The following is a 16,482-nucleotide window of genomic DNA, read 5'->3' as shown; positions in this document are numbered from 1 at the left end:
TGCCGCCCGCCCGCCGACCCGTCCGTTCCGGTGGGCGGTGTCCTGTCCGCCGACCGTACCCGCACAGGAGGAGTGAGATGACCAGCGCGACCGAGGCCCCCCCGAGGGAAGAACTGGTACGCCGCGCCAGCGAGCTGGTGCCGCTGCTGCGCCGGCACGCCAGCTGGCAGGAGGAGAACCGGCGGCTGCACGACGAGACGGTCGAGGCGCTGGCCGACGCCGGCCTGTTCCGGATGCGGGTGCCGCGCCGCTACGGCGGCTACGAGTCGGACACCCGCACCCTGCACGAGGTGATGGTGGAGCTGGGCCGGGGCGACGGCTCGGTGGCCTGGACGGCGTCGGTGTGGGCGATCCCCGGCTGGATGGTCGGGATGTTCCCCGACGCGGTGCAGGACGAGGTCTACTCCACCCCCGACGTGCGGATCTGCGGGACGTTGAGCCCGTCGGCCAGCGGCACCCCGAAGCCCGGCGGCGGGATGGTGCTCAACGGCAGCTGGAGTTTCATCAGCGGCGCCCTGCACAGCCACTGGCAGGAGGTCATCGCGATGGCCCCCGCCCCGGACGGGGTGAACCAGTGGCCGGTGATGGCCCTGGTGCCGCTGTCCGACCTGGAGATCGTGGACGACTGGTACACCGCCGGCCTGCAGGGTTCGGGCAGCATCACCACGGTGGCCCGGGACGTCTTCGTGCCGCAGGAGCGGATCGTGCCGATGCCCGCCGTGCTCCAGGGGCAGAGCGCCTCGGCGCTCAACCGGGACCTGCCGATGTACCGCAACCCGTTGCTCGGGGTGGCGAACGCCTCCTCGGCCGGTACGGTGATCGGGCTGGCCCGGGCGGCCCGGGAGTTCTTCCTGGAGCGGCTCGACCGCAAGATCACCTACACCGACTACGCGACGCAGCGGGAGGCCCCGGTCACCCACCTGCAGCTGGCCGAGGCGACCATGAAGATCGACGAGGCCGAGTTCCACGCCCAGCGGATCACCGACCTGGTCGACACCAAGGGCGTCAGCGGTGAGCCGTGGACGTTGGAGGAGCGGGCCCGCACCCGGGCCGACATCGGGGCGATCTGCCAGCTCGGGCGGGCCGCCGTCGACCTGCTCGGGATGGCCAGCGGTGGCTCGTCGATCCTGCGCCAGGCCCCGATGCAGCGGGTGGTCCGGGACATGTACGCGGTCAACCTGCACGCGCTGATGGTCCCGTCGACGAACCTCGAACTCTACGGTCGGGTGCTGTGCGGGCTGGAGCCCAACTCGCCGTACATCTGAGTGCCGCCCGCCGGGCACGGCGGACGGTGGAACGAAGAAACGGACCCGCGGCACCGGTCGGTGCCGCGGGTCCGCCCGCATGTGCGGGTCGTCACATGTCGGGGCCACCTGCGCCGAGCACCGGACGGACCTCGACGAGGCCGAAGTTGGCCTCCGGGATCCGGGCGGCGTGCCCGACCGCCTGCTCGATGGTGTCGCACTCGATCAGGTAGATCCCGGCGACGTACTCCTTGACCTCGGGGAACGGGCCGTCGGTGGTGGTGACCTTGCCGTCGCTGACCAGGACCTTCTTGGCCTGGCCCTGGTCGGCGAGGGCCTCGGAGACGATCAGCTCGCCCGACTCGGACAGATCCTCCACCAGCGACATGTGCGCCTTGAAGCCCAGCTCCCGCTCGGTGTCGGACATGTTCTGCCAGGCGTCCCGGGTCTGCTGGTTGTGGCTGATCATGATCAGGTACTTCATGGGTGCCTCCTGAAGGCTCGAACTATTTGCTTACCCGTATGTCGAAACCAACGAGCCAGCTTCGACATCCAGGCAGAAGCGCACGTGACGTGCGCCGATGTCGAGGAGGGCACATGAGCACCGGTACCACACCGAGTTCGGACGAGGCGCTTGACGCGTCCGCGGACCGGCCGGATCCCCGTCGGTGGAAGGCGCTGGCGCTGCTCGGCTTCGTCCAGTTCATGTTCGTCATCGACATGACCGTGGTCAGCGTCGCGCTGCCGCGCATCCAGGGCGAACTCGACATGTCCCGGACCGGGCTGGCCTGGGTCGTCAACGGCTACGTGCTGATGGCCGGCGGTCTGCTGCTGTTCGGCGGCCGGCTCGCCGACCTGTTCGGCCGGCGGCGGATCTTCGTCACCGGCGTGGTCATCTTCGCCATCGCCTCGGTCATCTCCGGGGCCGCGATGAACCCCGAGATGCTCATCTACAGCCGCTTCCTCCAGGGCGTCGGTGAGGCGCTGGCCGCCCCGGCCGCGCTGGGCATCGTCTTCCTGCTGTTCTCGGCCCCGGCCGACCGGGTCAAGGCGGTCGGCATCTGGGGTGGCCTGTCGGGCCTGGCCGGCACGCTCGGCCCGGTCGTCGGTGGGCTCATCGTCGCCGACGCCAGCTGGCGCTGGATCTTCTACGTCAACGTCCCGGTCGCGGTGATCGCGCTGGCCCTGGTGGGCCGGTTGGTCGGCGAGACCCGGATGGAGCGCACCGGGCAGAAGTTCAACTTCGCCGGCGTGCTGACCGCCACGGCGGGTCTGGTGGCCATCGTCTACGGCCTGCTCCAGGCCGCCGAGCGGTCCTGGCTGTCGACGCAGGTGCTGCTGCCGCTCTTCGGCGGTCTGGCACTGATCGGGCTGATGCTGCTGATCGAGTCGCGGGCCGCCGCACCGCTGATCCCGCTGCGGTTCTTCACCAACCGCACCCGCGCGGTGGGTTACCTGGTCGGTCTGACCCTCTCCTGCGCCTTCTTCGGGTTCACCTTCCTGACCACCCTCTTCGAGCAGCAGGTGCTCGGCTACTCGCCGCTCAAGGGCGGCCTCTCCTTCATCCCGGTGGGTCTGGGCATCGCCTTCGGCGTCGGGCTGTCCACCGGCATGATCCCGAAGTTCGGCGTCAAGCCGGTGATCATCGTGGGTCTGCTCGGGGTCACCGGCGGCCTGTTGCTGCTCAGCGGGATCTCCGTCGACACCCACTACGCCAGCGGCATCCTGCCCGGCATGCTGGTGCTGGGCGTCTTCTTCGGCCTGGCGATGCCCGGCACCGCCAACACCGCGCTCTACAAGGTGGGCACCCAGGACACCGGGCTCGCCTCCGCCATGCAGAACGTGATGCAGCAGGTCGGTGGCGCGCTCGGCCTGTCGGTCCTGGTGGCGCTGGCCCTGCGGTTGGGCGGGGACCGGCTCGCCGAGGGGGTGAACGCGAGGGTCGCGGCCACCGAGGGGTACGTGCTGTCCTACCGGGTCTCCGCGGTGCTGCTCCTGGTCGTCGCCCTCGTCGTGCTCCTGCTGCTGGAGAAGATCGGCATCCAGGGCGACTGGGCCACCCCCGACGACAAGACGCCGTCCGACAAGACCACCGCCGACGCCCCGTTGGCCGGTACCGGCGACGCCGACACCCCGTCGGGTGCCCCGGCCGCCGCCGACGACCGGACCGGTGCTCCACCCGCACGTTGACCGGTCGGCGTCCGGGTGGTTGCCGCCGCCCGGACGCCGTTCCCGCCCCGCACCGACCCACCCCCCCGGGTCGGTGCGGGACGGGCCGGCCGGCCCTTCCCCCGGGGCCGGCCGGCAGCCCGGGACCGGCCGCACCGGTCCCGGTGTGCCACCCGGACCGTCCCCCCGGTCCGGGCCGGAGAACCTGCCGTCCCCCCGGCAGGCGTCAGCCCCGCCGGATCCCCCTTCCGGCGGGGCTGACTCGGCCCACGCGAGCACCGGCGGCCGCGCGGCGCGGCGGTCGGTGTGCGGCGGTCAGTGTGCGGCGGTCTGCGGCACGGCCACCTCGGCCGGCTCCGCGCTCCGGCGACGCCGCCCGTTGATCAGCGCCCCGATGAACGTGTAACGGACCAGGTAGCGGTAGCTGAGCAGGGTGAGGGGATAGGTGACCAGCAGGATGGCCGGGAACTTGACGAACCACGGCACCGCCACCTGCGACACCGCCGCCTGCAGCGCCATCACCAGCGGGAGGTGGACGACATAGACCCAGTACGACGCGTCGGCCACGTACCGGATCGACGGGTTCGGCCGGGACAGGTGCCGCATGGCCGCCCCGATCAGGCCCATCGTCCACGCCCACACGGCCAGCGTGTAGACGACCGCGTAGGCGACCTTGTGCCAGCCCAGCGACTCGGGTTCGGTGTCCGGAGTGAGCCCCACCATGGCCAGCGCGATCGCGGTGAGCACGACCGCCGCCACCAGGTTACGGGGATACCGCCGCTCCCACACCCGGATGACGTCCACCTGGCGGTTGAGCAGCCAGCCGAAGCCGAACGCGCACCCGTAGGCGACCAGGCCCACCGGGTTGGGGATCAGCCCGTTCTCGGCCGGCGGCACCCCGTACCAGAGCAGCCAGTCCTGCTTGAGCAGGAAGGCGACGCAGAGCGGGGCACCGACGACCAGCGGGGTGAGGTCACGGGCGACGACGTTGCGGACGATCGGGTCGACCAGTCCACTGCGCCGGCTGCCGTCGGGGTCGAGCAGGTTGACCACCGCGCGGACGACCAGTGCCAGCACGTAGAGGACCAGCAGCCAGTAGAGGAACCACAGGTGGGTCAGCGGGAAGGTGCGCAGGGTCATCGGGGTGGCCCCGGGCACCTCCTCACCGGCCAGGTTCGCCGCGATGATGATCGCCACCACGGTGGAGACCATCACCACCGGCCAGAAGATCGCCAGTGGGGCGAGGATGCGCACCGCCCGGTTGCGGACGAACCCGGCGGTGCCGCGCCGGTGCAGCAGCAGCCGGGCGAAGAAGCCGGCGATCAGGAAGAACAGCGTCATCCGGAACACGTGGATGACGAAGTAGGTGCCGTTCATCACCGGGCTCGTCGACACGTCCCCCACCACCCAGGTGCGGGGCTCCAGGAAGGACAGTGTCGTGTGCAGCACGACGCCGAGGAGCAGGGCTCCCGCGCGTACCGCGTCGAGGGCGTGCAGTCGTTCGGAGGCGCTCGTGGCGGCGCCGGGGACAGGGGTCGAGGGGATGGCCATGTTCTGCTCTCCACTACCCGCGGTCTCGGGTCCGTCCCGATTCCGCGCGTTCGTCGGGCGTCGGGAATAGGCGGCGCCGGTAGCCCCGGAAGAGGTGGTGCGTGCTCCGGGCCGACCGGCCGGACAGCACTGAGGGAGTTGCTGTCGACCGCTAAGGGGAGGCTATAAAACATAGACAATCATGGTCATCCGCGCTTGCGTCAAAATTGTTTCATCTTTTGGTTGCCGGCATCGGCCTTTCGGCCTTTCCGGCTAATTCGTCGTTTCTGCGTCTCGGTCGGGAGCGAATTCGGGAGCCCGTGGGCCGCCGGACTCACCGACCGGTCAGGCCCGTTGGGTCGCGCGTAGCCGCAGGAACCGCTGCTCCGGGACGCTGAGCGTCGCCTGGGCGGCCAGCAGGTAGTGCCGCCGGGCCTCCGCCCGGTCACCGAGCAGGTCGAGCAGGTGGGCCCGCACGACGTGCACCCGGTGGTTACCGGCCAGCACCGGATCGGTCTGGGCGGCGGTCAGCTCCGCGAGCGCGGCCTGCGGCCCGTCCACCATGGCGACCGCCACGATCCGGTTCAGGGCGACCATCGGACCGGGCGCGATGCGCCGCAACAGGTTGTAGAGCCCGAGGATCTGGGGCCAGTCGGTGTCCTCGGCGCGGGCCGCCTCGTCGTGCACCGCCGCGATCGCCGCCTGCACCTGGTACGGCCCGACCGGAGCAGTCGCCAGGGTGCGGGTGATCAACGCGACGCCCTCTTCGATGGCCCGCCCGTCCCACCGGGACCGGTCCTGCTCGGCCAGCGGAATGAGCGCCCCGTCCGGGCCGGTGCGGGCCGGCCGTCGGGCGTCGGTGAGCAGCATCAGCGCCAGCAGCCCGGTGACCTCCGGTTCGTCGGGCAGGCGCTCGTGCAGTTGCCGGGTCAGCCGGATCGCCTCGGCGGTCAGCTCGATCCGGTTGAGCGCCGGCCCCGAACTGGCCGTGTAACCCTCGTTGAAGATCAGGTAAAGGACCTCCATCACGGCGGCCACCCGGGCCGGCCGATCCTGCGGCGCCGGCATCCGGAACTCGGCGCCACTGGCCCGGATGCGCTGCTTGGCCCGGCTGATCCGCTGGGCGACGGTGGACTCCGGCACCAGGAACGCCCGGGCGATCTCGGCGGTGCTGAGCCCGCCGACCGCCCGCAGGGTGAGCGCCACCTGGGAAACCCGGGTGAGCGCCGGATGGCAGCAGAGCATCAGCAGGGTCAGCGTGTCGTCCACGGCGGAGACCCGACCGGGCTCCGGGGCGGTCAGGGCGGCCACCGCACGCTCCCGGCGGCGGCGGGCGGCGTCGTTGCGCCACAACTCCGTCCAGCGGCGGGAGGCGACCGTGGTCAGCCAGCCCCGGGGGTTGGCCGGCAACCCTTCCTCCGGCCACTGCACGGCCGCCGCGAGCAGGGCCTCCTGCACGGCGTCCTCACAGGTGTCGAAGCCGCCGTGCAGGCGTACCAGGGTGGAGAGCACCTGCGGCGCGTGCTCGCGCAGCAGGTCCTCGACGTCGGTGGTGACGGTCACGCGTCCGGCCGGGCGGCGTCGAGGACCGGACGCACCTCGACCAGGCCGAGTTGCGCCTCCGGCACCCGGGCCGCGTGCGCCACCGCCTGCTCGATGGTGTCGCACTCCACCAGGTAGAAGCCGGCGAGATACTCCTTCACCTCGGGAAACGGGCCGTCGGTGGCGATGGTGCGGCCCCGGTCGACCCGGACCCGACGGGCCGTCGCCGGATCGGCCAACGCTTCGGAGACGATCAGTTCACCGGCGGCGGCGAGGTCTTCGACGAGGGTGGCGTGGGCCTTGACGCCCAGTTGCCGTTCGGTGTCGGACATGTCCTGCCACGCGTCACGAGCCTGCTCGTTGTGGCTGATCAGGATCAGATATTTCACCGCACCTCCAAGGTCGGAGATGATTGTCCCACCGGTAGGTCACAACCAGCACCGTCGCTACGACACAATACAGACGTGCAGCTCAGCGTGGGTAGGTCGACGCGGCCACAGGGTGCCGCGTCGTTTTCGTCGGTGGGGTCGGCGACATCGGGTCGGCTGGTCGGCGAGGGCAGCCGAAAAGGAATTCGTCCTCTCGACTTCAGGCGTTTCCCCGTCCGTCATCCCCGGGCGGCGACGAAATCCAGGATCGACGCTCCGACATAGTCGATCATCTCGTCGGTGAGTGCCGGATAGACCCCCACCCAGAGAGTCTGCTCGGTGACGATGTCGCTGTTGGTCAGCTCGCCGACCACCCGGTAATGCTGGTTCAGGTAGGCCGGGTGCCGGGTCAGGTTGCCGGCGAACAGCTGCCGGGTGCCGATCCGCCGGTCCTCCAGGAACGCCACCAGCTCGGAACGGGTGAACGGCGCCGCCGGGTCGACGGTGATGACGAACCCGAACCAACTCGGCTCGCTGTTCGGGGTGGCCTCGGGCAGCAGCAGGTGCGGCACCCCGTCGAGGCGCTCGCGCAGCCGACGCCAGTTGCGCCGCCGCAGCGCGGTGAACTCGTCCAGCTTGGCCAACTGGGTCAACCCCAACGCGGCCTGCAGGTCGGTCGCCTTCAGGTTGTAGCCGACGTGCGAGTAGATGTACTTGTGGTCGTAGCCCTGGGGGAGCGTGCCGAGCTGGTACTTGAACCGCTTCAGGCAGGTGTTCGACTCGCCCGGCGGGCACCAGCAGTCCCGACCCCAGTCGCGCAGCGACTCGACGATCCGGGCCAACGCCAGGTTCGAGGTGAGCACGCAGCCACCCTCACCCATGGTCAGGTGGTGGGCCGGATAGAAACTCACCGTGGACAGGTCGCCGAACGTGCCGGTCAGCGCACCGTCGTAGGTGGAGCCCACCGCGTCACAGTTGTCCTCGACGAAGAACAGGTCGTGCGCGTCCGCCAGCTCCGCCATCTCCCGGGCCGGATACGGGTTGCCCAGCGTGTGGGCCAGGATGATCGCCCGGGTCTTCGGGCCGATCGCCGCGGCCACCCGCTCCACACTGGTGTTGTAGGTGCCCAGATCGATGTCGACGAAGACCGGCACCAACCCGTTCTGCAGGATCGGGTTGACCGTGGTGGGGAACCCGGCGGCCACCGTGACCACCTCGTCACCGGGGCGCAGCTGCCGGTCCTCCAGCAGGTCGGAGGTGAGCGCGCTCACCGCCAGCAGGTTCGCCGACGAGCCGGAGTTGGTCAGGTGCGCCTTGCGGCGGTGCATCTTGCGGGCGAACTCCGACTCGAACCTGCGGGCCAGCGGGCCGGCCGCGATCCGCATGTCCAGCGCGGCCTCCACCAGCGCCACCCGGTCCTCGGCGTCGAGCAGCGCCCCGGAGGGCCAGATCTCGGTCACCCCCGGGATGAAGGGCTGGTTGGGCTGTGCGTCCTGGTGGAACTTACGGACCTCGTCGAGCAGCAGCGCTCTACGGTCACTCATGCCCGGACTCCTTCTCGTGATCGCGACAGGTGTGCGTACCGGTGGTGGGGCCGCGCCGGTCGCCGGTCCGGCCGGATGCCGGCGGGACCCGGCGGCCGTCGGCGCTCACCGCGGCCACCGGACGGCCGACCCGCCGGCCGGCGCGGCACCGGCGGTCTCCCGCCGGGCCAACCGCGTGAGCGCCCGGACGGTCTCGGCCGGGGACGGCTGGGCCGCGACCTCCCCGGCCACCGCACCGGCCGCGACCGCGAACCGGGACTGGCCCAGCACCAGCCCCGCCGCGTCGGCCACCCCGCGCGGGGTCGCCACGTCCAACCGGACGGCCAACCCCACCCCGGCGGCGGCGATCGCCTCCGCGTTGTCCAACGCGTCGTCGAACTTGGGCAGCACGAGCTGCGGACAACCCGCGGCCAGCGCGGTCAGGGCGGAACCCTGTCCGCCGTGGTGGATCAGCAACCGGCAGGTCGCCACCAGCTCCGACAGCGGAATCCGGCCCGCGTACCGGACCGCCGACGGCAGCGGTGGCAGCTGACGGGCGGCCTCGTCGTCGATGGCCAGGACCAGTTCGGCGTCGAGGGTCGCCAGCTCCTCGACCAGCCCGGTGAGCAGACCACCCATCCCGGCGTCGGTCAGGTGCGGCAGGACGGTCCCCATGGTCAGCCCGATCCGGGGCCGCGGCGGCGGGTCGAGCAGCCACTCCGGCACCCGGGCGGCACCGTTGTACGGCACCGGCCGCAACCCCAGGTGGGCCCGGGCGTGCGGCAGCCGCAGGCTCGGCGGCCACGGGTCGAGCACCAGATCGGCCCGGGGAAGCCGGGTCAACCCGAGCCGGTGCAGGTCACCCCGGAGCACCGTCTCGGCGGCGGCCCGGTACTCGACGAGTTCCGCGACACCCCAGTGCAGCTCGACGTACGGGACACCGGCGGCGCGGGCGGCCACCGGGCCGGCGTACTCGGAGCGCTCGGCGAGCACCAGGTCCGGTCGCCAGGACCGGACGGTCGCCAGGGTGCCGGCGAGGTTCCGCGACGCCATTGTCGCGAAGACCTCGCCGTGTCCGTAGGGGTCGTCCTCGATGCCGTGCGGCGAATCCGGCCGCACCAGCTCGCGGATGTCCATCCCCGGCCCGGCCGAGACCGCCGGCAGACCCGCCTGGGTCACGGTCGGCACGAAGTGCTCGGTGCAGGCGACCAGCACCTCGTGCCCCGCCGCCCGCAGCGCCCAGGCGAGCGGCACCAACGGGAAGAGGTGGCCGTGCATCGGTGCGCTGGTGATCAGCACGCGCATCTGCGGCTCCGACGGCTCAGGGCGCCGCCGGAACTGCGCGGCGACGGATACCGGTAGTGACCATTACCAGTAGATCGTGGCAGAGGCCGGGAGGCCGGACACCTCCCAGCGTGCCGTCGTACCCGCCGCCCGTAAGACCACTGTGGACCGGCGGTGGTCAGCCGGCCGGGCGGACCGTCACCACGCTCGGCAGCCCGTTGTCGGCCGCCGCCTCCAGCGGGGCGACCCGGGAGCCGGTCACCGCGATACCGTCCATCCGCACCACCGGGGCGAACCAGGCCAGTTCGGTGAGCCGGGCCACCGCCTGCTGGAACAACCCCGCCTGGGTGGTCGGCTCCGGCTCGGCGACCGCCCGCTGCAGCAACTGCTTCAACTGCGCGTCGTCGGTGGCGTACGGGTTGAACGGGTTGGCCACCGGCCGCATGAAGTCCAGAGAGGACAGGTAGGTCGGCAGATTGCCGTAGCCGAACGCGGTGACCGGGAACTTGCGCGACATCACGTGCTCCAGCCACTGCGGCACCTGGGTGTCGGTGGTCAGCTCGACGGTCACCCCGATCTTCTTCCACTGCCCGGCCACCACCTGCGCGACGGCGGCGATGCCGGGGGTGTGCGCCTCGGCCTTCACGGTGAAGCCGTTCGGGTAACCCGCCTCGGTGAGCAGCGCCTTGGCCCGGTCCGGGTCGTACGGGTAGCGGTCGTCCAGGGCCGCCTGGTAGCCGTCGAAACCGGGGGCGGCGATCTGACTGGTCGGGTGCGCGAACTCGCCGAAGATGGTCTTGGCGATCGTGGCCCGGTCGATGGCGTGGTTCAACGCCTGGCGTACCCGCACGTCGCGCAGCGGCGCGGCGACGGTGCCGTCGCGGTCGGCGAGCACCATGCCGAGCACCGCCACGCTCGCCGTGATGTGCTTGAGCCCGGCGGCGACGACCGCCGGACCGGCGTCGGCGTTGAGCGCGGCATAGTCGATCTGCCCCGCCTGGATGGCCTGCACGGTGGCGTTCGCGTCCGGCAGCACCCGGACCACGACCTTCTTCCAGTGCTGCCCCTCCTTGTTCCAGTACCGGGGGTTGGGCAGGTAGGTGTAGTGGTCGCCGGCCACCGTGCCGGCCGGGTCGAGCTGGTACGGGCCGGCCCCGAAGGTGCGCTGGGCGAGCTGGCCCGGATCGGTCAGCCCGGCGGGGGAGACCACCGAGCCGGACAGGATCGCCTGGCTGAACAGCTGCCGCATCACCGGGTTCGGGGCGCTGTTGGTGACCACCACCGTGGCGGCGTCGGGTGCGGTGACGCTGGTGATGGTGGCCGCCCAGGTCTTCGCCTTCGGGCTGACCGTCCGCATGTACTCCAGCGACTTGACCACCGCCGGGGCGTCCAGCGGGGTGCCGTCGGCGAAGGTCAGCCCCGGGCGCAGCTTGAGCTGGAAGACCTTGTTCTGCCGGTCGACGTAGCCGAACGACTCGGCCAGCTCCCCGGTGAACGTCCGGTCGGCGTTCATCCGGATCAGTGGGGCGTACGCCAGCGCTACCGTCGGAATGTTGTTCAGGTCGATGTTGGCCTTGTAGGGGTCCAGCGTCGGCGGGGCCGCCACCGCCATGGTCAGGACGGCGTCGTCGGCGCCGCCCCCCGGCTCGGCGGTGCCGGAACAGGCGGTCAGCGAGCCGACCGTGAGCAGCGCGGCGGCGACCAGGACTCGTACCTGGTGGACGCTTCGGCGCGGACGATGCGCGAACATGGCCATCCTTTCCCGGCGGACGCCGGTGTCGAGGGGGAGCAGGGTGTGTGGTCAGGAGGTCGGGTGCCGGTCGGCTGCCGGGTCGACCCCGAGGTCGGGGGCCGGACCGGCCGGGGGCGGCTGCCGGGCGAAGGCGGCCAGCGCGGCGCGGGCCCGGACGGGGTCCGGCACCGGCACGGCGGCCAGCAGCGCCCGGGTGTACGGGTGCGTGGGCCGCCGGTACACGGTCTCGGCGTCACCGGCCTCGACCACCCGTCCCCGGTGCAGCACCACCATCCGGTGCGACAGGTGCCGCACCACCGCCAGGTCGTGGGCGATGAACAGGTGACCGAAACCGAGCTCGGCCTGCAGATCGGCGAGCAGGTTGATGATCTGGGCGCGGACGGACAGGTCCAGCGCGGACACCGGCTCGTCGGTGACCAGCAGGCGGGGGCTGCCGACCAGGGCCCGCGCCAGGGCGATGCGCTGCCGCTGCCCACCGGAGAACTGCCCCGGATAGCGGTGCGCCGACTCGGCCGGCAGACCCACCCGGTGCAGCGCCTCGGCGACCAGCACCCGCCGCCGCGCCGGGTCGACGCCCCGCCGGTTGAGCAGCGGCTCGACCAGGCTGTCGCCGATCCGGCGGGCCGGGTTGAGCGAGCTGAACGGGTCCTGGAACACCAGCTGCACGTCGTCGCTGAGCGCCCGGCGCTGCCGCCGGCCGGCATGGGTGACGTCCACCCCGTCGATGAGGACCCGGCCGTCGGTCACCGGCGTGAGACCCAGGACCGCGCGGGCGATCGTCGACTTGCCCGAACCGGACTCACCGACCAGGCCGACCGTCTCTCCGGCGGCCACGGTCAGGCTCACCCCGTCCACCACCCGCGTCGCCGACCGTCGGCGTCCGAGGTCGACCACCAGGTCGTGCACCGCGAGCAACGGCCGCCCGCTCACGCCGCCACCCGGTCCTCGTCCGGCCGTACGCAGCGCACGGCGTGGGCCGGGCCGAGCCGGTCCAGCGGCACCGGGGCGTGCCGGCAGGACTCGGTGGCCAGCGGGCAGCGCGGCGCGAACCGGCACCCCGTCGGCCACTGCCCGGGGGCCGGCACCGTGCCGGTGATCGTGGGCAGCCGGCCCGCCCGGGACGCCCGGTGCGGATCGGCCGCCAGCAACCCCCGGGTGTACGGGTGCCGGGGGCGGGCGAACAGCTCGGTCACCGGGCAGGACTCGACGACCTGACCGGCGTACATCACCACCGCCCGGTCACAGAGCGCCGCCACCACCCCCAGGTCGTGGGTCACCAGCAGCACGGCCAACCGCCGTTCCCGGCTGGTCCGGGCGAGCAGGGCCAGGATCTCGGCCTGCCGGGTCACGTCCAACGCGGTGGTCGGCTCGTCGGCGATCAGCAGCTCCGGGTCCCCGGCCAACGCGAACGCGATCGCCACCCGCTGGGCCATCCCGCCGGACAACTGGTGCGGATACCGTCGCGCGGCGGTATCCGGTTCGGGCAGGCCGACGTCGCGCAGCAGCGTCAGCACCCGGGCCCGGGCCGGTCGTCGACCCAGCCCGGTGTGCCGGCGGACGGCCTCGGCGAGTTGCACGCCGACGCGCAGGGTCGGGTCCAGGCTCACCATCGGGTCCTGCGCGACGTAGCCGATCCGGCGGCCCCGCACCGTGCGCCACTGCCGGTCGTCGGCCCTGACCAGGTCGAGGCCGGCGAAGTGGCAGCTGCCGGTGAGCTGCCCGTCGCCCGGGGGCAGCCCGAGGATGCTCAGCGCGGTGACAGTCTTTCCGCAGCCCGACTCGCCGACCAGTCCGACGATCTCCCCCGGACCGACGTCGAGGTCGACGTCGCTGACCACGGTGGTGCCGGTCCGCGCGCCCCGGGCGGGACCACCCGGGAGCTGGACCGACAGGCGGCGTACCGACAGCAACGTGTCGGCGTGGCCCGGCCCGCCGGCCGGCGCCGGTTCGACGGGGTGGGCGGGCGCGGACCCTGTGGGGTGGCGCGGCGCGGGCACCGTGGGGTGGGTTCGGCGCCGGCCGGACCGCCGGCGTCGGCGGGCCAGTTTCGTCGTCGCCCAGGCGGCGGTCGCGCCGTCGCGGGCGGCGTCGCCGAGCAGCACGAAGGAGAGCACGGTCAACGCGACCGCCAGCCCCGGCGGAACCAGGGCCCACGGGTGGCGGACGATCACCATCCGGGCCTCGTCGATCATGCCGCCCCAGCTCGGCTCCGGCGGTGGGGGCCCGAACCCGAGGAAGGCCAGGCTCGCCTGCATCACCAGGGCGATCGCCGCGACCAGGGACGCCTGGACGATGACCAGACCGCGCAGCCGGGGCAGCACGTGGCGGCGCAGGATCTGCGGCGTGGAGAGCCCGGCCAGCCGGGCCGCCGCGATGAACAGCTCCTCCCGGGTCGACCGGGTGGCGGCCCGGACCACCCGGATCAGGCCGGAGGAGAGCAGCAACCCGAAGGTCAGCATGGCGATCGTGACGTCGCCCGGGAAGACGGCCACCACCACCAGCAGGATCACGATGGCCGGCAACGAGAACAGCAGGTCGGCCAGCCGGCCGACCAGCGCGTCGACGACCCCGCCGAGGTAGCCGGCGAGCAGGCCCAGACCCACCCCGACCACGGTGGCCGTCAGCACCGCCACCAGCACCCCCCACAGCGTGCCCGCCGCGCCGTACGCGAGCCGGCTGAGCAGGTCCTGGCCGAGGCGGTCGGTGCCCAGCGGGTGGGCGGCCGACGGCCCACCCAGGGCGGCCGGCAGGTCCTGGTCGACCGGGTCCCGGCCGGTGACCAGCTCAGGGTGCAGGGCGCAGGCCAGCACCAGCAGCAGCCACAGCACGGCGAGCAGCACCAGTGGGCGGCGCAACACCCGCACCGCCACCGCCGCCGGCCGGTTCACCGGGCCCCCACCCGGGGGTCCAGCCACGCCTGGGCGAGGTCGGCGAGCAGGCCGATCACCACGACGATCAGGGTGTAGCAGACCACCGCCCCCTGGAGGACCGGGATGTCGTGCTGGGCGGCGGCGAGCGCGGCCCCGGAGCCCAGGCCGGGCAGGCCGAAGATGTTCTCGATCAGCACGGTCGCGCCGAGCAGGCTGGCGGAGATCACCCCCAGCAGCGCGACCACCGGCACCGCGGCGGTCCGCAACGCGTGCCGGTAGACGATCGAGCGGACGGACAGGCCGTTGGCCTGCATCACCCGCACGAAGTCGCGGCTCAACACGTCCAACATGGAGTCGCGGGTCTGTTTGGCCACCGCGGTTACCGCCGCCAGCGACGTCGCGGCCACCGGCAACGCCAGCGACCGCAGCCACCCCACCGGGGACTCCCCGAAGGGGACGTAGCCGGTGGCCGGGAACAGCCGCCACCGCACCGCCAACCAGGTGATCAGCACCAGGGCCAGCCAGAATCCGGGTACGGCGAGACCCACCACGGAGGCGACGTCGACCAGCCGCCCGAGCGGTCCACCCCGGACGGCGCTGAGCACGCCGAGGGCGGTGCCGACCACGCCGACGGTCAGCGTGGCCAGCAGGATCAGCGACAGCGTCGGGGCCAACCGGCTGGCGATCAGCGGGCCGACCGAGGTGCCGGTGCTCACCGACCGGCCCAGGTCACCGTGCACGGCGGCGACCAGCCAGCTGAGGTACTGCACGGTCAGCGGGCGGTCCAGCCCCATCTGCCGGTGCAGGGCCTCGACCTGTTCGGGCGGGGCCAGCGGGCCGAGCACCGTGCGGGCCGGGTCACCGGGCACCAAGGAGATCAGCAGGAAGCACAGGACCGACACGACGAACAGCAACGGCCCGGTCCAGGCCAGCCGGCGCAGGACTAGCCGGACCATGGCCACCGGTGGCCGTCCGCACCGGCACCCCGCCGGGTGTCGATCCCCCCTGTGGACGTACGGCCGGCCGGGTCGCCGACGTGGTCGAATCTGATGGCGTCACGCTCCAGCCGTCGGTGGTCAGGGTCGACCCACCGACGTCCGTGATCAGCGGTGCGTCAGGGGCCGTGTCCACGCTGGCAGAGCGGAGGCGCGGTTGTCTTCCGCAGACGTGCTCACCCGGTGGGTTTCCCGGGGCCGCCACCGGTGTGCGCCAGGACTGCCGGCACGAGCGTGTCCCACGTCGCGCGGGGCGGCATCTGGTGCCCCACCCCGGGCAGCGGCAGCAGCCGGGCGACCGGCAGTTCGGCGGCCAGCGCCTCCCCGTGCCCGTACGGGAAGAGCGGGTCCTCGGTGCCGTGCACCACCAGGGCCGGTACGGTGATCCCGCCCAGCGCGTCGCGGTACTCCGCCCCGCCGTCGATCGACCAGTGGTTGGCCAGGCTGGCCCGGATGTCGACGGTGCGTGCCACCGCCCGCGCCACGAGTTCCCGAAGCTCCGCCCCGGCCAGCGCGACGCTGCCGGTCAACGGTCGCTGACCGGTGGCGATGTGCTCCACGACGGAGTCCGGGTCGGCCCAGTCCGGGTCGGGGCGGGACTCGCCGAAGCTGGCCATCAGCGACTTCGACATCGGCGGCAGGTCGTCGTAGGGGCGCTCGCCGATCCGCAGGGCGGGACTGGTCGAACTCAACGTCAGCGAGGCGACCCGCTGCGGATGCTCCACGGCCAGCCGCTGCGCGATCGCCCCGCCCATCGAGATGCCCCACACGTGGGCGGCCCCCAGGTCGAGCTGCTCCACCAGGGCGGCGGCGTCGGCGACCAGGTCGTCGAAGTGGTAGTCGGGGGAGCCGGCCGGCCAGCCGGTGGATCGGCCGGTGTCGCGGTGGTCGTAGCGCACCACGTACCGGCCGCCGTCGGCGAGGCGCCGGCACAACCCGTCGGCCCACCAGTCCATCGAGTTGGACGCCCCGCTGACCAGCAGCAGGGCCGGGTGCTCCGGCGAGCCGAAGGTGCCCACGCAGAGCCGCACGCCGTTGGCGGGGACGTGTCGTTCCGTCCCCGCCAACAGGTCCTCGTCGCCAACGGTCCGATGTGTACTCAAGACGGTCTCCTCATGCCCTCGGACCACGCGCGGGAATTCCGCGACCACCGCCGGTCACCGTGCGGGATGATTATCCGCCCCGCCGCCTGAGCAAACCGTGT

At 72.4% G+C, this 16,482-nt stretch carries 13 protein-coding genes; 2 read left to right on the top strand and 11 right to left on the bottom strand.

The features are described from left to right. Positions 1-77 precede the first annotated feature (77 nt). Entirely contained in the window at positions 78-1,265 is a 1,188-nt protein-coding gene (locus JQN83_RS09225) for an acyl-CoA dehydrogenase family protein (RefSeq protein WP_208566649.1), read from the top strand. 91 nt (positions 1,266-1,356) lie between these two features. Here JQN83_RS09225 and JQN83_RS09220 read toward each other — a convergent pair whose 3' ends face one another. Further along, on the bottom strand, positions 1,357-1,728 hold the full coding sequence (locus tag JQN83_RS09220; protein WP_208566648.1) for a YciI family protein: 372 nt from the start codon (positions 1,726-1,728) through the stop codon (positions 1,357-1,359). A 113-nt stretch (positions 1,729-1,841) separates the two neighbouring features. Here JQN83_RS09220 and JQN83_RS09215 point away from each other — a divergent pair, with 113 nt between their 5' ends. Beyond that, positions 1,842-3,434 carry a DHA2 family efflux MFS transporter permease subunit gene (locus JQN83_RS09215; RefSeq protein WP_208566647.1) on the top strand — a complete coding sequence of 531 codons (1,593 nt, stop codon included), beginning with the start codon at positions 1,842-1,844 and terminating at the stop codon, positions 3,432-3,434. A 294-nt stretch (positions 3,435-3,728) separates the two neighbouring features. Here the strand turns inward: JQN83_RS09215 and JQN83_RS09210 are convergent, their stop codons facing one another. From JQN83_RS09210 to JQN83_RS09165, 10 genes are all read right to left on the bottom strand, one after another. After that, complete coding sequence (locus JQN83_RS09210) at positions 3,729-4,964, bottom strand: acyltransferase family protein (protein ID WP_208566646.1); 1,236 nt, start codon at positions 4,962-4,964, stop codon at positions 3,729-3,731. Positions 4,965-5,288: 324 nt separating this feature from the next. Continuing rightward, complete coding sequence (locus JQN83_RS09205; RefSeq protein WP_208566645.1) at positions 5,289-6,506, bottom strand: RNA polymerase sigma factor; 1,218 nt, start codon at positions 6,504-6,506, stop codon at positions 5,289-5,291. Next, positions 6,503-6,874: a YciI family protein gene (locus tag JQN83_RS09200; RefSeq protein ID WP_208566644.1), complete on the bottom strand. Its 372-nt coding sequence runs from the start codon at positions 6,872-6,874 to the stop codon at positions 6,503-6,505. Before JQN83_RS09200 ends, JQN83_RS09205 begins: the two co-directional genes overlap by 4 nt. Before the next feature lie 218 nt (positions 6,875-7,092). Next, positions 7,093-8,397, bottom strand: a complete 1,305-nt coding sequence (gene rfbH, locus JQN83_RS09195; protein ID WP_208566643.1) for a lipopolysaccharide biosynthesis protein RfbH — start codon at positions 8,395-8,397, stop codon at positions 7,093-7,095. 105 nt (positions 8,398-8,502) lie between these two features. Then, positions 8,503-9,681 carry a nucleotide disphospho-sugar-binding domain-containing protein gene (locus tag JQN83_RS09190; RefSeq protein WP_208566642.1) on the bottom strand — a complete coding sequence of 393 codons (1,179 nt, stop codon included), beginning with the start codon at positions 9,679-9,681 and terminating at the stop codon, positions 8,503-8,505. A gap of 157 nt (positions 9,682-9,838) precedes the next feature. Continuing rightward, a complete protein-coding gene (locus JQN83_RS09185) occupies positions 9,839-11,410 on the bottom strand; it encodes an ABC transporter substrate-binding protein (protein WP_208566641.1) in 1,572 nt (523 codons plus the stop codon). Positions 11,411-11,461: 51 nt separating this feature from the next. Beyond that, positions 11,462-12,343 (bottom strand): ATP-binding cassette domain-containing protein, encoded by an 882-nt coding sequence (locus tag JQN83_RS09180; protein ID WP_208566640.1) that lies wholly within the window; start codon positions 12,341-12,343, stop codon positions 11,462-11,464. Continuing rightward, positions 12,340-14,301, bottom strand: a complete 1,962-nt coding sequence (locus JQN83_RS09175; RefSeq protein WP_208566639.1) for a dipeptide/oligopeptide/nickel ABC transporter permease/ATP-binding protein — start codon at positions 14,299-14,301, stop codon at positions 12,340-12,342. Before JQN83_RS09175 ends, JQN83_RS09180 begins: the two co-directional genes overlap by 4 nt. Continuing rightward, positions 14,298-15,239 carry an ABC transporter permease gene (locus JQN83_RS09170; RefSeq protein ID WP_208566638.1) on the bottom strand — a complete coding sequence of 314 codons (942 nt, stop codon included), beginning with the start codon at positions 15,237-15,239 and terminating at the stop codon, positions 14,298-14,300. Before JQN83_RS09170 ends, JQN83_RS09175 begins: the two co-directional genes overlap by 4 nt. A gap of 215 nt (positions 15,240-15,454) precedes the next feature. Continuing rightward, positions 15,455-16,381, bottom strand: a complete 927-nt coding sequence (locus JQN83_RS09165; protein WP_208566637.1) for an alpha/beta fold hydrolase — start codon at positions 16,379-16,381, stop codon at positions 15,455-15,457. Positions 16,382-16,482: the final 101 nt, after the last annotated feature.

Origin of the sequence: Micromonospora antibiotica (assembly GCF_017599305.1) — a bacterium.
Lineage (GTDB): Bacteria > Actinomycetota > Actinomycetes > Mycobacteriales > Micromonosporaceae > Micromonospora > Micromonospora antibiotica.
Note: the sequence above shows the minus strand (reverse complement) of the source record. Positions and strands in the feature narration are given on the sequence as shown.

What these genes read in the sequence shown, in the direction of transcription:
- JQN83_RS09225 (WP_208566649.1), top strand. Translation starts at nt 78, where the DNA reads ATGACCAGCGCGACCGAGGCCCCCCCGAGGGAAGAACTGGTACGCCGC.
- JQN83_RS09220 (WP_208566648.1), bottom strand. Translation starts at nt 1,728, where the DNA reads ATGAAGTACCTGATCATGATCAGCCACAACCAGCAGACCCGGGACGCC.
- JQN83_RS09215 (WP_208566647.1), top strand. Translation starts at nt 1,842, where the DNA reads ATGAGCACCGGTACCACACCGAGTTCGGACGAGGCGCTTGACGCGTCC.
- JQN83_RS09210 (WP_208566646.1), bottom strand. Translation starts at nt 4,964, where the DNA reads ATGGCCATCCCCTCGACCCCTGTCCCCGGCGCCGCCACGAGCGCCTCC.
- rfbH (WP_208566643.1), bottom strand. Translation starts at nt 8,397, where the DNA reads ATGAGTGACCGTAGAGCGCTGCTGCTCGACGAGGTCCGTAAGTTCCAC.
- JQN83_RS09190 (WP_208566642.1), bottom strand. Translation starts at nt 9,681, where the DNA reads ATGCGCGTGCTGATCACCAGCGCACCGATGCACGGCCACCTCTTCCCG.
- JQN83_RS09185 (WP_208566641.1), bottom strand. Translation starts at nt 11,410, where the DNA reads ATGTTCGCGCATCGTCCGCGCCGAAGCGTCCACCAGGTACGAGTCCTG.
- JQN83_RS09170 (WP_208566638.1), bottom strand. Translation starts at nt 15,239, where the DNA reads ATGGTCCGGCTAGTCCTGCGCCGGCTGGCCTGGACCGGGCCGTTGCTG.